The sequence below is a fragment of the Micromonospora sp. NPDC023888 genome (assembly GCF_040639415.1).
In the GTDB taxonomy this organism is placed as follows: domain Bacteria; phylum Actinomycetota; class Actinomycetes; order Mycobacteriales; family Micromonosporaceae; genus Micromonospora.
In genome coordinates this window covers 215358-228439 of sequence record NZ_JBEZZW010000004.1, presented here as the reverse complement: position 1 = coordinate 228439, position 13082 = coordinate 215358, and the positions used below count along the sequence as shown (strand labels likewise).

13 protein-coding genes and 1 tRNA gene are annotated in these 13082 nt (G+C 72.2%); 6 read left to right on the top strand and 8 right to left on the bottom strand.

The annotated features are described in order from the left end of the window. Positions 1–15 precede the first annotated feature (15 nt). Positions 16–1986, bottom strand: coding sequence for an NAD-binding protein (locus AB0F61_RS05615; RefSeq protein WP_357803598.1), 1971 nt, complete (start codon positions 1984–1986; stop codon positions 16–18). A 95-nt stretch (positions 1987–2081) separates the two neighbouring features. Between AB0F61_RS05615 and AB0F61_RS05610 the strand changes: the two genes are divergently transcribed. The 3 genes from AB0F61_RS05610 (at position 2082) to AB0F61_RS05600 (ending at position 5427) form a co-directional block, all read left to right on the top strand. After that, positions 2082–2564: an MSMEG_6728 family protein gene (locus AB0F61_RS05610; protein WP_357803596.1), complete on the top strand. Its 483-nt coding sequence runs from the start codon at positions 2082–2084 to the stop codon at positions 2562–2564. Between the two features lie 30 nt (positions 2565–2594). After that, the gene (locus AB0F61_RS05605; RefSeq protein WP_357803594.1) at positions 2595–4148 is read left to right on the top strand and encodes an FAD-dependent oxidoreductase; all 1554 of its coding nucleotides are present in this window, start codon (positions 2595–2597) and stop codon (positions 4146–4148) included. Positions 4149–4215: 67 nt separating this feature from the next. Then, positions 4216–5427 (top strand): hypothetical protein, encoded by a 1212-nt coding sequence (locus AB0F61_RS05600; protein ID WP_357803592.1) that lies wholly within the window; start codon positions 4216–4218, stop codon positions 5425–5427. Positions 5428–5593: 166 nt separating this feature from the next. Here AB0F61_RS05600 and AB0F61_RS05595 read toward each other — a convergent pair whose 3' ends face one another. Beyond that, on the bottom strand, positions 5594–7066 hold the full coding sequence (locus tag AB0F61_RS05595) for a protein kinase (RefSeq protein ID WP_357803590.1): 1473 nt from the start codon (positions 7064–7066) through the stop codon (positions 5594–5596). Between the two features lie 112 nt (positions 7067–7178). Beyond that, entirely contained in the window at positions 7179–7943 is a 765-nt protein-coding gene (locus AB0F61_RS05590) for an enoyl-CoA hydratase/isomerase family protein (RefSeq protein ID WP_357803588.1), read from the bottom strand. A 165-nt stretch (positions 7944–8108) separates the two neighbouring features. On the opposite strand from AB0F61_RS05590, the gene AB0F61_RS05585 reads away from it, so the two are divergent. Further along, complete coding sequence (locus tag AB0F61_RS05585; protein ID WP_357803586.1) at positions 8109–8639, top strand: hypothetical protein; 531 nt, start codon at positions 8109–8111, stop codon at positions 8637–8639. Here the strand turns inward: AB0F61_RS05585 and AB0F61_RS05580 are convergent. The 4 genes from AB0F61_RS05580 to AB0F61_RS05565 all read right to left on the bottom strand — a co-directional run bounded on the left by AB0F61_RS05580 (position 8627) and on the right by AB0F61_RS05565 (position 10804). Further along, positions 8627–9271 (bottom strand): histidine phosphatase family protein, encoded by a 645-nt coding sequence (locus AB0F61_RS05580; protein ID WP_357803584.1) that lies wholly within the window; start codon positions 9269–9271, stop codon positions 8627–8629. The genes AB0F61_RS05585 and AB0F61_RS05580 overlap by 13 nt on opposite strands. Before the next feature lie 52 nt (positions 9272–9323). Then, complete coding sequence (locus tag AB0F61_RS05575; protein ID WP_357803582.1) at positions 9324–9743, bottom strand: VOC family protein; 420 nt, start codon at positions 9741–9743, stop codon at positions 9324–9326. Between the two features lie 34 nt (positions 9744–9777). Further along, positions 9778–10179, bottom strand: coding sequence for an AraC family transcriptional regulator (locus AB0F61_RS05570; RefSeq protein ID WP_357803581.1), 402 nt, complete (start codon positions 10177–10179; stop codon positions 9778–9780). A gap of 121 nt (positions 10180–10300) precedes the next feature. Beyond that, positions 10301–10804, bottom strand: coding sequence for an SRPBCC family protein (locus AB0F61_RS05565; RefSeq protein WP_357803579.1), 504 nt, complete (start codon positions 10802–10804; stop codon positions 10301–10303). Between the two features lie 186 nt (positions 10805–10990). Here AB0F61_RS05565 and AB0F61_RS05560 point away from each other — a divergent pair, with 186 nt between their 5' ends. Continuing rightward, entirely contained in the window at positions 10991–11371 is a 381-nt protein-coding gene (locus tag AB0F61_RS05560) for a VOC family protein (RefSeq protein ID WP_357803577.1), read from the top strand. 140 nt (positions 11372–11511) lie between these two features. Here the strand turns inward: AB0F61_RS05560 and AB0F61_RS05555 are convergent. Beyond that, positions 11512–11588 (bottom strand) — tRNA-Thr (locus tag AB0F61_RS05555). A 340-nt stretch (positions 11589–11928) separates the two neighbouring features. On the opposite strand from AB0F61_RS05555, the gene ugpC reads away from it, so the two are divergent. Further along, the gene (gene ugpC, locus AB0F61_RS05550) at positions 11929–13020 is read left to right on the top strand and encodes a sn-glycerol-3-phosphate ABC transporter ATP-binding protein UgpC (protein ID WP_357803576.1); all 1092 of its coding nucleotides are present in this window, start codon (positions 11929–11931) and stop codon (positions 13018–13020) included. The last annotated feature ends 62 nt before the right edge of the window (positions 13021–13082 follow it).

Genomic DNA, 13082 nt, shown 5'->3' with positions numbered 1-13082 from the left:
CTTGCCGATCAGCACCTAGTCATCTACGCGGGTGCCCGCGTCGCGAGTCGGCGGTAGGGCGCCGTCGGCCGGCGACAACGGGGCCGGCACCGGATGCGCCGCGCCGGAGGTCGAGGCAGCGATCCCCGGCCCGGTCGGTGGCGGCAGTGACTCCGGTACCGCGGCCGGCAGGACCGGCTCCGGCCGGGACGTCGAGTCGACGTGACCGTGCGGCATCGGCACCCTCCCCGCGGCGGGAGGGGCGCACTGCCTGGTCAGCCAGTCCAACCCGCGTCGGCGGGCGACCACTGTCAACCGGTCGCCCGCGAAGACCACCTGGCGGGGGTCGAGGTCCTTCCACCAGATCGTCCTGCCGCCGCCGGCCGGGGTACGGGCGATCAACCGGACCTGCCCGTCCCGGTTGACCACGTCCAGCGGCCGACCGTCCAACTCGGAGCCGGCGGCGACCGGCACCTCGGCGACCGGCAGCGCATGCCTGTCGACAGGGATCGTGGTGATCACCGCGCGTTCGGTGAGCGCCCCGATGAAGGCCGGGGCGGCCAGGTAGGAGACCGACCGGGACACCCCGAGGGCGAAGGTCTCCTCCACCCGTTCGGCGAAGTCACCGTCGAAGAGCCGCAGCACCACCCGCAGGCCGGGGTGGAGGTCACGGGCGGCGAGCGCCGCCTCCAGGTTGGCCACGTCGTCGGTGGACGCCACCACGAGCGCCTGACAGTCGGCCACCGACGCGGCGACAAGCGTCTCGGAGAGCGCGGCGTCGCCGACGATCACCGGCACCTCGAGCTGGCGGGCCAGGGCGCCGCCGCGTGGTGCCGGGTCCTTGTCGATCGCCACCACCTCGACGTCGTACTCCCGGAGCTGCGCCATCACCCGGGTGCCGACGTTGCCCAGGCCGATCAGCACGACGTGCCCGGCCCGCGCGGGTTGCAACCGGCCGGTGTGCAGGGCCAGCCGGGCGTTGACGATGCCGTCCACCACGACGGCGGTGATCAGCGGGATCAGTGCCAACCCGGCCAGGTTGAGCACGACCTGCATGATCTGCGCTCCGGCTGGCTTGGTGGTGTCCGGGTCGGCGCCGCTGAGGGTGGTGACCAGGGTCAGGTACAGCGCCTCCAGCGGGGAGGCGCCCTCGGTGCGGGAGATCAGCGCCCCCAGCACCGCGATCACCGCCAGCACCAGCATCACCGCGACGCCGATCTTGCGGGTGGCGAAGCCGCGTACGGCTCCCAGCAGCACCGTAACCGGACGGCGTCGCCGGCGGGCCCGGACGAGCCGACGGGCGGCGACCTCGGTGCCCGGCGGCTGCCCGGTCGCCTCGGCGAGCACCAGGTCCGCGCCGGCCTGCTCGGCCGGCAGCAGCTCCACCCCCTGCGCCTCGCTGAGGTGGGCCAGGGCGCAGACCACGTCCTGCGGGCGGACGTCGGCCCGCCGCGCCACCCGCAACGTCTTGTCCCGGTGTTGGAAGGAGCTGGGGTCGACCTCGCCGAGCGCGGCGGCCACGAAGGCCGGCGCGGCCATCTCGGCGTCGGAGAGCACCTCGACCGGTGCCTTGATCAGCTTGCGCACCCCGTCGGCGAGGGTGCCGTTGAACATCCGCAGCACCTGGCGGACCTGCTGGTCGACGGCCTGCGCGCAGAGCGCCGCGTGCAGGTTGCCGACGTCGTCCTGGTGCAGCAGGGCAAGCCCGGTCGCCCCGGCCAGGCCGGCGGCCTCGAAGGTGGACACGTCCAGCCGATCCGAGCGGACCACCCGGACCCCGCGCAGCCCCGCCACGTCCGGGCCGTTGCTGCGGTAACGCTCCGGCACCACGACCGTCACCCGGGCACCACCCGCCGGCAGTTCGGATTCGAGCAGCGCCCGAGCCACGTAGTAGGCGAGGGCGTCCTTCCCGCAGATCACGTAGTGCGGGCGTGGATCACCGACCGACCGCAGCCGCCAGTTCCACTCGACCGCCCGTCGCGCCCGGTCCCGCCACGGCTCCGCCATGCCCGGATCGTAATCAGCACGGCCATGGTGGGCGACCCCGTCCGGATCATCCCGTGACCAGGCATGCCCGCTGCGGCGACGGGTAGAGCAGCCGCATGCAGACGTTCCTCCCGTACCCGGACTTCCTGGCCAGCGCCCGCACGCTGGACCAGAAGCGGCTGGGCAAGCAGCGGGTGGAGGCCATCCAGGTGCTGCGTGGGCTCACCCGACCCGGGTACGGCTGGCGCAACCACCCGGCGGTGAAGATGTGGGCCGGGTACGAGGAGGCGCTCACCCGCTACGGGCTGGACATGTGCGCGGTGTGGACCGAGCCGGGGCGGGCCGACACCTGCGCCACCACGATGACCGTGGACCTCGCGGCCGCCTGCGGGCCCGGCGTCGTACGGACTCAGGTCGAGCTGGCCGAGGCTGGTGAGCTGCCGCCGTGGCTGGGCCGCGACGAGCTGCACCTGAGCCACCGCTCGTCGCTGGTCCGCAAGGACCCGGCGCACTACCGGCCCCTGTTCGGCGACGACGTTCCGGAGGACCTGGAGTACGTCTGGCCCGCCTCCGACCGCGCGCGCCGTTGCCTTCCGTAGCGCAGACTGGGCCGAGAGAGGTAGGTGCCCATGACGCTGTCGCAGGTGGTGGGTCGGCTCATCGGCGTACGCCAACATCTGGTCGACCCGGGCGGCGGCGGCGCGGACCGCGTGCCGCGGCCGACCGCGGCGGTGGTGGTGGGTGGCGGCATCGCCGGCATGTCGGCGGCGGTGGTGCTGGCCGAGCGGGGGGTGGCGGTCACGGTGCTGGAGGCGGCACCGACGCTCGGCGGTCGACTGGGCGCCTGGCCGGAGGCGCTGCCCGAGGGCAGCCAACAGAACGAGCACGGTTTCCACGCGTTCTTCCGGCAGTACTACAACTGGCGGGCCATCCTCCGCCGGATCGACCCGGACCTGGGCTTCCTCAAGCCCATCGCGGGATACCCGATCCTCAGTGCGCAGTGGCCGACCGAGGAGTTCGGAAAGCTGCCGCCCGCACCGCCGGCGAACCTGCTCGCGCTGCTGGTGCGCAGCCCCAGTCTGCGGCTGGGCGACCTGCGCCTGATGGACCGGGACGCCGCGCTGCCGCTGCTCACCTACGACCCGGTGCGCACCTACGCCGAGTTGGACGACACCACCGCCGACGAGTTGTTGGCGTCGCTGCGGCTGCCGGACCGGGCTCGGGCGATGCTGTTCGAGGTCTTCTCGCACTCGTTCTTCAACCACGAGGCGGAGATGTCGGCCGCCGAGATGGTCGCCCAGTTCCACTTCTACCTGCTCGGCAACCCGGAGGGGCTGGCGTTCGACTGCCCGGACGAGGACTACGCCACGGCGATCTGGGAGCCGCTGACCCGGCACGTGGAGAAGCACGGCGGTCGGGTGCTCACCGGTCGCGCCGCGACGGGCGTGCACCGGGACGCCGACGGCTGGCGGGTGACGACCACCGACGGCGGTGACCACCCGGCGGCCCACGTGGTGCTGGCCGTCGACCCGCCGGCACTCGCCGCGCTTGTCGCGGCCTCTCCCGACCTGGTCGAGCAGGCGCCGGAGCTGACCGCCCGGATGCCCGCCTTCGGCCGGCCCGGCCCGCCGTACGCGGTGGCGCGGTACTGGTGCGCCGGGGACGTGGCCGCCGAGCGGGCGGTGTTCAGTGGTGTGTCCCGGCAGCCCACACTGGATTCGGTGACGCTGTATCACCGGCTGGAGGACGAGCCTCGGCGGTGGGCCCGGCAGACCGGTGGGTCGGTCATCGAGCTGCACGCGTATGCCTGCGAGCCGGGGGTGCCGGCCGAGGAGTTGGCCGAGCGGATGCGACGCGAACTTGTCGCGCTCTGGCCGGAGGTTGCCGACCTGCGGGTTCGCGAGCTGCGGGCCCGGGTGGAGGCGCAGGCGCCGGCGTTCACGCCGGGCAGCCACGCCTGGCGACCGGGGGTACGCACCGACGCGTCCGGCCTCTACCTGGCCGGTGACGGCATCGCCACGGACTTCCCGAGCGCGTTGATGGAACGCTCCGCGGCGACGGGCGTCGTCGCCGCGAACCACATCCTGCGCGCGGAGGGCGGCGCGGCGGAGCCGGTGCGGTCGATCCGGCCCCGGGGGTTGCTGGCCGGCCGCGGCACCCCAAACCGACAAAACACAACATAAGCACCGGTACGCTGCCGTACGCTTGGTTGATCAACCGTCGATCGACCGGGCGGGAGGGCAGCGGGGAATGTCACCACTGCACCGCGCCGGCGCGGAGAACCATCCACCAATCGGCGAGATCGGCCGCGACGACGCGTACCCACTGATCCGCGACGAACGCGCCTGCATCGTCACCGCACTACGCCTGGGCTGGTGGATGGCCGACGCCTACCACCACGGGCAGCACGCCGAACTCGGCGTCCCCGCCGAGGCCCGACCACCCGTACCGCCGGCCAAGCTCTCCAACCTCACCGAGATGTCCGCCCACCGCCGAATGCGGATGTACCTCGACGGGGTGGACGTCGCGCTGGCCCAGATCGCCGACCTCACCAGGCACACCGGGCCGGTGCCCGACACGTCCGCCGCCCGAGCCCTGCTACCCGACCTGAGCCGGCCCGACCCGGCCGACCCGGTGCCGCTGCTGCTCGCCCTCGACGACCTCAACGTCGAGGTGCTGCGCTGGGCGATGGCCACCAACCACCGGGTCGGGCTCGCCTACCGGCTGGGCCGATCGGTGGCGGACACCGTCCGGGCCGGCGACGCCACCCAGTTGCTGCGGCAGTTCGGCGGTCGACAGATCCAGATCAGCCGCTGGCTGGACGAACTGGCAAGCGTGCTGCCGCCGTACTCGGCCGCGGTGGTGCGCCGGTCGCTTGCCGACTGGGCGAGCGCGGTCGACCGGGCCGGCCACGGAGACCCGGCCGAACCAGCGCCCGGCGAGCTGAGCCGGGCCCTACGCGGCCAGGGTGACCTCTGGCGGGACGTGCTCACCGGCGGCCTGCACCCACGCGACCTGCTCGACGAGGAGGACTACGCGGTGATCGCCCGGAACCTGATCATCCGGGATCGACGGCTGGTGGCGCAGGCGGCGCGTGGCATCTTCTGGCCCGTGCTCGTACCCCTGCTGCTGGTGCTCTTCGCGGTGGTCGGCGTGAGTGCCGCCGCGGCCGCCGGCTCACCGACCACCCGGGCCACCGTCGCCCTGGTGGGTCTCGGCGCCGGGCTGGCCGCGATCTGGCGGTCGGTCTCCGGGCCGGCGCTGGCGGTCGCCGGCGAGGTCAACCGCCCCCTGCTGGACAGCGAACTCACCGCGCGAATGGCCCTGCGGCTGAACCGGCCGCTGACCGCCGCCCGGCGCACGGCGGTCGTCGCACCCCGGACCCGCCGTCCGCGCCGCCCGGAGGAGCCGGGCAGCCGATCGAAATACGTTGCCCGTCTCTCCCGCCCCGACCTACCGTGACACCACCGCCGCGGGAGCAGGGCGCGACGATGTCGCACGTCAGCACCGTGCCGTCGACGCTGCCGGGCGACGGCTGCCGAGCGGAAGGGCGCTCGCCGGGCGGTGACGGACCGGCCGGCGGGAACGGGGGGCCGCGTCCCGGGCGCGGCACCCGTCGGCCCCCACGTCACACCGCACGTTCCTTCACCTTCGGGTTCGGACGGCCGTTGGGGCAGTTCACCTGGATCTCGCTGCGGTGCTCCGTGGAGGTCAACTCGACCCGGGCCAGCGGTAACGGCCCCGGGTCGTACGCCTCCGCCCGAAACCCCGGAGCGAGCGTCACCGCGAGCACCTCGACGGACTTCCCCACACAGCGGACCGTGACCGTCCCCCCGCTCGCCTGAACGGGTACGCCAGCGGAAAGAGTCGGCGTCGGCGTTGGCGCGGGCGCGGTCGGCGTTTGGCCGGGGGCGCTGGCGGTCGGGCCCGGGGCCACCGTCGGGTCCGGGGCGGTCGGGGCACCGGGCCGGGCAGCGGGCGCGGTCCGCCGGGCCGGTGGGGCGTCGGACACTCCGGTGTCGACCTCGTCGGCCGGCCCCTCGGTACGCGGCATCCCCACCGCGGTGGTACCCGGCCCCTTGCCCGTCGACGGCGCAGCCTGCCCCGGTCGACGATTGGTGAAGTCGCCGAGCGACCCGGCCACCGCGATCGTGGCAAGCACCGCACCGCCGACCACCAGGAGGGCCCGACGCCGACGCCATGGGCTGCGCTCGGTGACCACACCGGCTCCCGCCGGAGCGACGGTCGCGGTGTCGGTGGGCTCGGCGACGGCAGCCGCGTCGGACGTGGCTCCGCTCATGCCGGCGAGCAGGATGCGGGCCGCCTCGGCGGCCGGTGGCCGGTCGGCGGGGTCACGGGCCAGGCACCAGCGGTAGAGCCGATGTATCTCGGGCGGCACGTCGTCGATCTCCGGCAGCGGGTCCGGCTCGACGTACGCCTGCCCGCGGAGTATCCCGGTCTGCGCCTCGGCCGGCCACGGCAGCCGGCCGGTGAGCACCCGGTACAGCAGCACGCCCAGGGCGTACACGTCGCAGGCGGGCAGCACCTCGCCGGCGTCCAGCCGCTCCGGGGCCAGATAGGCAGGCGTGCCCAGCAGCCGCCCGTCGAAGTCGATCTCCGGCGCGCCGGCGACGGCCGCGATACCGAAGTCGAGCACCTTGGCGCCGGTTGGGGTGAGCATCACGTTGCTCGGCTTGATGTCGCGGTGCACCAACCCCTGAGCGTGCGCGGCCACGAGAGCAGCAGCCACCTCGGCGCAGACCCGTAAGCCAGCGCGCGGCGGCAACGGCCCGGTCTCCAGCCGCTGTTCGAGGGTGAGACCGCCGAGCAACTCCATCACCACGAACGGGACCGGCGAGCCGTCCACAGGCGACTCCCCGTAGTCGTACACCCCTGTGACGTGCGGGTGCGACAGCCGGGCAGCGGCCTTGGCCTCGGCTCGGATCCGCTTCCGGGCGTTGGTGTCCGAGGCGACGAGCATCTTCACCGCGACATCCCGTTCGAGCACCTCGTCGTACGCCCGGTACACCGCCGACATGCCACCACTGCCGAGGCGCTCCAGGAGCCGGTAGCGGCCCGCAAGCAACTGATCACGCTGCACGATGGACAGCCTGCCGTACGGACCCGGCAGCCGGCCACCCGGGATCGAGCCGTCGCGATGGGTGTTACGACGATCCCGGCCGCCCTCCCCACCGATACCGGCGGAAACGGGGTCAGTCGGTCGGTGGCCGCCAGGCGAAGCGGGGCGTACGCCGCTCGGCCATCGCCGCGACCCCTTCCCGGGCCTCGCCGGTGGCCGACACCTTCCGGTGCCACCAGGCGATCCGCGCCGCCCCGGCCCGGTCGTCGATGATCTCCTTCGCGGCGGCGACGCTCAGCGCCGACCGTTTGGCGATCGTCGTCGTCAACTCGTCCACCCGCGCGGCGAGCCGGTCGGCCGCCAGCACCTCGTCGACCAGGCCGATCCGCAGGGCCCGCTCAGCGTCGATCAGCTCGGCGGTGAACAGCAGATGCTTGGCGGCGGAGGGGCCGACCAGCCGGGCCAGCCGGCGGGTCGTCGGTGCCGGATAGACCAGACCGAGCCGGGCCGGCGGTACGCCGAAACGGGCGTCGTCCGCCGCGATCCGCAGGTCACAGGCGACGGCGAGCTGAGCACCACCGCCGACGCAGGCGCCCCGGATGGCCGCGATGGTCGGCTTGGCGAAGCGGGCCAGCCGTTCCTCGGCGGCCACCGCGATGCTGGCGTCACCGGCGTCCAGCAGCTCGGTCAGATCACCCAGGTCCGCACCGGCGCAGAAGGCGTCGCCCGCGCCGGTGAGCACAAGGGCCCGCACCTCGGGGTCGGGTTCCAGCCGGTCGAGCAACTCGGGGAGCTGACGCCACATGGTGGCGGTCATCGCGTTGCGCCGGGCCGGGTTGTCGATCACCACCGTCGCTACCGGTCCGGTCACCTCGACTGTCAACTCCGCATCCGACACGTCCGCCTCTTCCCGCGCCACCCGGAGCGACGCCGCCAATCTGTCCGCCGGCGTCGCGCGCCGGTGCGGCGACCATAGCGAAGACGACCGGTCCGGGCCCGGCGCGAACCGCTTCCGGTTGGACGGCGGGAGGAACCAACGGTTGGGGTCGCGCGTCCGACGGAGATGAGACCCGTATCGACGACTGCCGTCACGGTCGCGCTCCTGGCCGCGCTCCTGACCGGTTGCACAAGCGTCGACCGAGCCCCCACCACCCCGACGCAACCCCCGGCCACCACCGCCTCCGACCCCACCGACGCCGCCACCCCGCCGCCGACCGTCGCGCCCGCGACCAGCGGTACGCCCACCCAGATCACGTTGCGCACCTCCGGCGGCTTCGCCGGCCGCGGTGACGCCGTGACCGTCGAGCCGGACGGTCGGTGGACCGCGGTGGACCGGGCCGGCAGTCGGCGTACCGGCCAGCTCACCGCCGCAGATCTCGGCCGCCTGACGGGACTGGCCGCCGACCCCCGGCTCACCGCCGAGGCACGGCGGCCGACCAGCTCGACCGTCTGCGCGGACGCGTTCAGCTACCAGCTCACCGTGGGCGGCATCGAGACCGGCTACGTCGACTGCCCTGCCGACGCCGCCCCGCCGCCGGCCACACACGCCCTGGTCAAGCTGCTGCTACGGGCCACCGGCACTCAGACCAGGTAGTCCGGGGGCAGGCCGGTGCCCCGCAACTCCGGCGGAAGGTGGGCCACGTCGTTGACGGCGATCAGGTTCGGCGGGCCGGCCGGGCCGTACCGGATCACGGTCAGGCCCGCGTTGTGCAGGTTCAAGCCCAGCCAACGCCGCTCCGGCGCGTCGAGCGCGTGCCGCACCAGCCAGGCGATCAGGAAGCTGTGCGTCACGACCACCTCGCGAACCGGCTCGTCACCGGTGGGCCCGTCGTCGACCGGTCCGGTGAACCGCCGTACCGCCGCCGCCGTCACCCGCGGCCCGTCGACCCGTTCGGCTGCCGAGAACTGCTCGAGGAATTTCGCGTACGCCGGGGGCAGCCCAACCGGATCCGTGTCGTGCGGGAGGTGGTCACCGGCCAGGTCCGTCTCGTACACCGGCACCTCGGGCAGCGCCGCGGCGACCAGTCCGGCGGTCTGCGCGGCCCGGCGCAGCGGCCCGTGGTGGATGGCGGTGAACCGCTGGCCCCGCAGACGTTCACCGAGCAGGGTGGCCTGCCGCCGGCCGCGCTCCGACAGGCCGGTGTCCGGTTCCCCGGCATCCGACTCCCGCGCCCCGGTCAGGTCCTGCTCGGCGTGTCGGGTGAGGTAGAGCAGCCGGGTAACCATGCCGCCCACCTCACCACAACCGGAACCGGCGGTGCGACCCCGCGTCCCGCCCCTAGCCCCGAGGGAACATCTGGCCGATGCGGATCCGGTTGCCGAACGGGTCCCGGATGCCGAAGTCGATCCCGTACGGACGCTCGGTCGGCTCGTCGGTAATCTCGACGCCCTTCGCCACGAGATCCTCGTGGGTCTTGTGGGCGTCGTCGGTGGTCATGAAGAGGTACCCGCCCAGGGCGCCCTTGGTGAGCAGCTCACGGACCTGCTCGGCGGTGGCCGGGTCCAGCGCCGGCGCGCCCGGCTTCTCCAGCAGGATCTCCCGCTCCGGGTCGCCGGGCAGGTTGACAGTCAGCCACCGCATGAAGCCGAGATCCTGGTCGGTGTTGACCTCCATGCCGAGCTTGTTCACGTAGAAATCGAGCGCCTCGTCCTGGTCGAGGACGTAGATCTGGGAGCGGCTGATCGCGTTCATCGTCATGCCACAACGGTAAAGGTCGGCCGTGACCTGCTGCTTATCCAAAACTGCTTGGTCGCGTCCAGGCCTTGGTGAAGCACGACGGCACGTTCACCGGCGCGACGCGGTGCCGCCGGAAATCCGAGGGCGACTCGCCGACGATCTGGCGGAACGTCCGGCTGAACGTACCGAGGCTGCTGAAGCCGACGGCGTAGCAGATGTCAGTGACATCCCGCTCGGTCTCCACCAGCAACGTCATCGCCCGCTCCACCCGGCGGCGTTGCAGGTAACGGTGCGGGGTCTCACCGAACGTGGCCCGGAAGGTGCGGATGAAGTGCGCCTCGGAGACGTACGCGATCCGGGCCAGCGCGGGAATGTCCAGCGGCTCGGCGTACGCCCGGTCCATCGCGTCCCGGGCACGCAGCATCGCCCGGTTCGACTCCTCCACCGCGCGACTCATCGGCCCCCGTCCCGCTCTGCTCGCTGCCCGGCCCCAGGCTACCGCCGGGCGACCCGTCGTCCGGGCGGGTGGCGCGCCGCTCAACTCCGGGCATCCGCGGCGCCGCCACCCGGGCCGACCGTCAACGAGTGAACTTGCCGGCCACCGCGTGCTCGTTGTGCCTGACCCTGCCCTGCTCCAGCAGCTCCTTCAGCCTTTGCAGATTTGCTCGCACCTCGGCGGCGGGAGGTTTCCCGATCAGCGCCAGGCCGGCGCGACCCAGCCACCCGAACGGCGTCGTCATCGACTCGCGGACCTCGGTCTGCCCGGCCCTGGGCCCCGGCCGGAAAGAGACCTCCCAGCAGGTGCTGAGGCCGGTCGGCGACACCGTCTCGTAGCGAATCAGCTCGTTCGCGCGTTCCTCGGCCAGCCTCACCGTCCAGGTGAGGTGAACGCCCAGCGGGCCCTGAATCGCCCACCGAGAGGTTTCCGGTCCGATCTGCTCCACACTCATGACGTCGCCCAGGAAACGGGGCATGTTCGTGAAGTCCCGGTAGAACCGGAAGGTGTCCTCGACGGTGCGGTCGATCGTTATCCGCGCCTCGGCCGCGTCGAGGCCGTGCGTCAGGCGTGAACTTCCCGGCATGGTGGTCCCCCCGTCATCCGTGCTGACGGGCGAGTACCCGGCTCGCCGCCGACGACCCCCGCTGCTCGCCGTCCGGGCTCAACCCGACGGGCGACCTTCGTCCAGCCCCGCTCGCCTCGCCCGCTACGATCGCGAGCTTGTTCGCAGCCGCCCCGACAGTTCCCATGCTGAGAGTAGGTTTCGTCAATGGCATGCCGTATCGGTGAGATCGTGCTCAAGTGCCGCGACCCCGAGGTGCTGGCGCGGTTCTGGTGCGAGGTCCTGGACTTCATCGTGCTCGATCGCGAAGAGGGGGTCTACGTCGAGGTAGGCCCGCGCGAAGGGTTCGGCGGCCCGCAGCCGACTATCTTCCTCATCCGCGACGACGAGCCGAAGAACGGGCATGCCCGGCTGCACATCGACGTCAACCCCACCGACCGCGATCAGGACGCCGAACTCGAGCGTCTCCTGGCCGCCGGGGCCAAACTCGTCGACATCGGTCAGCCTGCGGATGCGTCCTGGCACGTCCTCGCCGATCCAGAAGGCAACGAATTCTGCCTGCTCAAGCGCCGCCTCGACCCACTCTGACGGACCTCGCCCAAAACGATCGACGCAGCCGCCACCCCGCAGCCGCCGACAAGATCTGGCGACCCCATCAATGGCTGAGCGATAGCGGCAGTGGCCGGCGCGCGCCCAGGCGGGGGAGCCTCGAAAGGCCCTTGTGAAATTGGAGCCCCCGGCCGGGATCGAACCGGCGACATCTCGCTTACAAGGCGAGTGCTCTGGCCAGCTGAGCTACAGGGGCGCGTGCGTCGAGGTCAGCATAGCGAGTGACGTCCGGATATCCCGCTCGCGAGGCCCCCCGAGCATGGGAAACGTCAACAACCCGACGCGAACGGGGTTTGCGGGGCGTCGATTGATGTATGAGCGTGCCCGAGTGCCCGGAATGCGTAGGCCGTGAGCCAGGTTGGGCGGTGCCCCGCCTTGGCAGCAAGGGGAAACCCGTTTACGGTTCACTCACACGGACGACAGCCCGGTGCCCCCGCGCCCGAGCCACCGTCCGCTGACCGGCACGGATACGCGCCGGTCGCTCCTTCACTCGGATCGTCCGGCACGTTCCTGCCGGTGAAAGGAAGCGCTTCACCATGGCTACGGTCACCTATTCCAAGGCGTCCCGGATCTACCCGGGCCAAGAGCGTCCCGCCGTCAACGAGCTGGACCTCGAGATCGGCGACGGCGAGTTCCTCGTCCTGGTCGGCCCCTCCGGTTGCGGCAAGTCCACGAGCCTGCGGATGCTCGCCGGCCTGGAGGACGTGGACGCCGGTTCGATCTACATCGACCAGCGTGACGTCACCCACCTTCCCCCGAAGGCCCGCGACATCGCGATGGTCTTCCAGAACTACGCCCTCTACCCGCACATGACGGTGTACGAGAACATGGCGTTCGCCCTCAAGCTGCGCAAGACCTCCAAGTCGGAGATCGACCGGCGGGTCAAGGAAGCGGCAGCTCTGCTCCAGTTGGAGGAGTACCTCAGCCGCAAGCCGAAGGCGCTCTCCGGTGGTCAGCGTCAGCGTGTCGCGATGGGCCGCGCGATCGTCCGCGAGCCGCAGGTCTTCCTCATGGACGAGCCGCTGTCGAACCTCGACGCCAAGCTGCGGGTGCAGACCCGTACGCAGATCGCGTCCCTGCAGGCCAAGCTGGGCGTCACCACGGTCTACGTCACGCACGACCAGGTCGAGGCCATGACCATGGGTCACCGCGTCGCCGTGCTGCTCGACGGTGTCCTCCAGCAGGTGGACACCCCCCGCGCGCTCTACGACACCCCGGCGAACGTGTTCGTCGCCGGCTTCATGGGCTCGCCGGCCATGAACATCAAGACCGTTTCGCTCAACGAGCAGGGCGCCGAGTTCGCCGAGCTGAACATCCCGCTGACCCGGGAGCAGGTCGCGGCGGCCCGCGCCGAGGGTGGCAACGGCAAGGTGACAGTGGGCTTCCGCCCGGAGGACTGCGACCTGGTCAGCCCGACCGAGGGCGGCATGCCGGTCGTGGTCGAGCTCGTCGAGGACCTCGGCTCGGACGCCAACGTCTACGGGCACGCCGCGCTGGGTGGCAGCTCGGAGCGCTTCGTCGTCCGCACCGACCGGCGCTCGATGCCGAACATGGGTGACACCGTGTTCGTCAAGCCGCGTACCGGACGCAGCCACGTCTTCCACGCCGCCACCGGCAGCCGGATCTGACGTAACGCTCAACCGACAGGGGCGGTCCGCTTCGGCGGGCCGCCCCTGTCGTCGTACCGGTG

What these genes read in the sequence shown, in the direction of transcription:
- AB0F61_RS05615 (WP_357803598.1), bottom strand. Translation starts at nt 1,986, where the DNA reads ATGGCGGAGCCGTGGCGGGACCGGGCGCGACGGGCGGTCGAGTGGAAC.
- AB0F61_RS05610 (WP_357803596.1), top strand. Translation starts at nt 2,082, where the DNA reads ATGCAGACGTTCCTCCCGTACCCGGACTTCCTGGCCAGCGCCCGCACG.
- AB0F61_RS05605 (WP_357803594.1), top strand. Translation starts at nt 2,595, where the DNA reads ATGACGCTGTCGCAGGTGGTGGGTCGGCTCATCGGCGTACGCCAACAT.
- AB0F61_RS05600 (WP_357803592.1), top strand. Translation starts at nt 4,216, where the DNA reads ATGTCACCACTGCACCGCGCCGGCGCGGAGAACCATCCACCAATCGGC.
- AB0F61_RS05585 (WP_357803586.1), top strand. Translation starts at nt 8,109, where the DNA reads ATGAGACCCGTATCGACGACTGCCGTCACGGTCGCGCTCCTGGCCGCG.
- AB0F61_RS05580 (WP_357803584.1), bottom strand. Translation starts at nt 9,271, where the DNA reads ATGGTTACCCGGCTGCTCTACCTCACCCGACACGCCGAGCAGGACCTG.
- AB0F61_RS05575 (WP_357803582.1), bottom strand. Translation starts at nt 9,743, where the DNA reads ATGACGATGAACGCGATCAGCCGCTCCCAGATCTACGTCCTCGACCAG.
- AB0F61_RS05570 (WP_357803581.1), bottom strand. Translation starts at nt 10,179, where the DNA reads ATGAGTCGCGCGGTGGAGGAGTCGAACCGGGCGATGCTGCGTGCCCGG.
- AB0F61_RS05565 (WP_357803579.1), bottom strand. Translation starts at nt 10,804, where the DNA reads ATGCCGGGAAGTTCACGCCTGACGCACGGCCTCGACGCGGCCGAGGCG.
- AB0F61_RS05560 (WP_357803577.1), top strand. Translation starts at nt 10,991, where the DNA reads ATGGCATGCCGTATCGGTGAGATCGTGCTCAAGTGCCGCGACCCCGAG.
- ugpC (WP_357803576.1), top strand. Translation starts at nt 11,929, where the DNA reads ATGGCTACGGTCACCTATTCCAAGGCGTCCCGGATCTACCCGGGCCAA.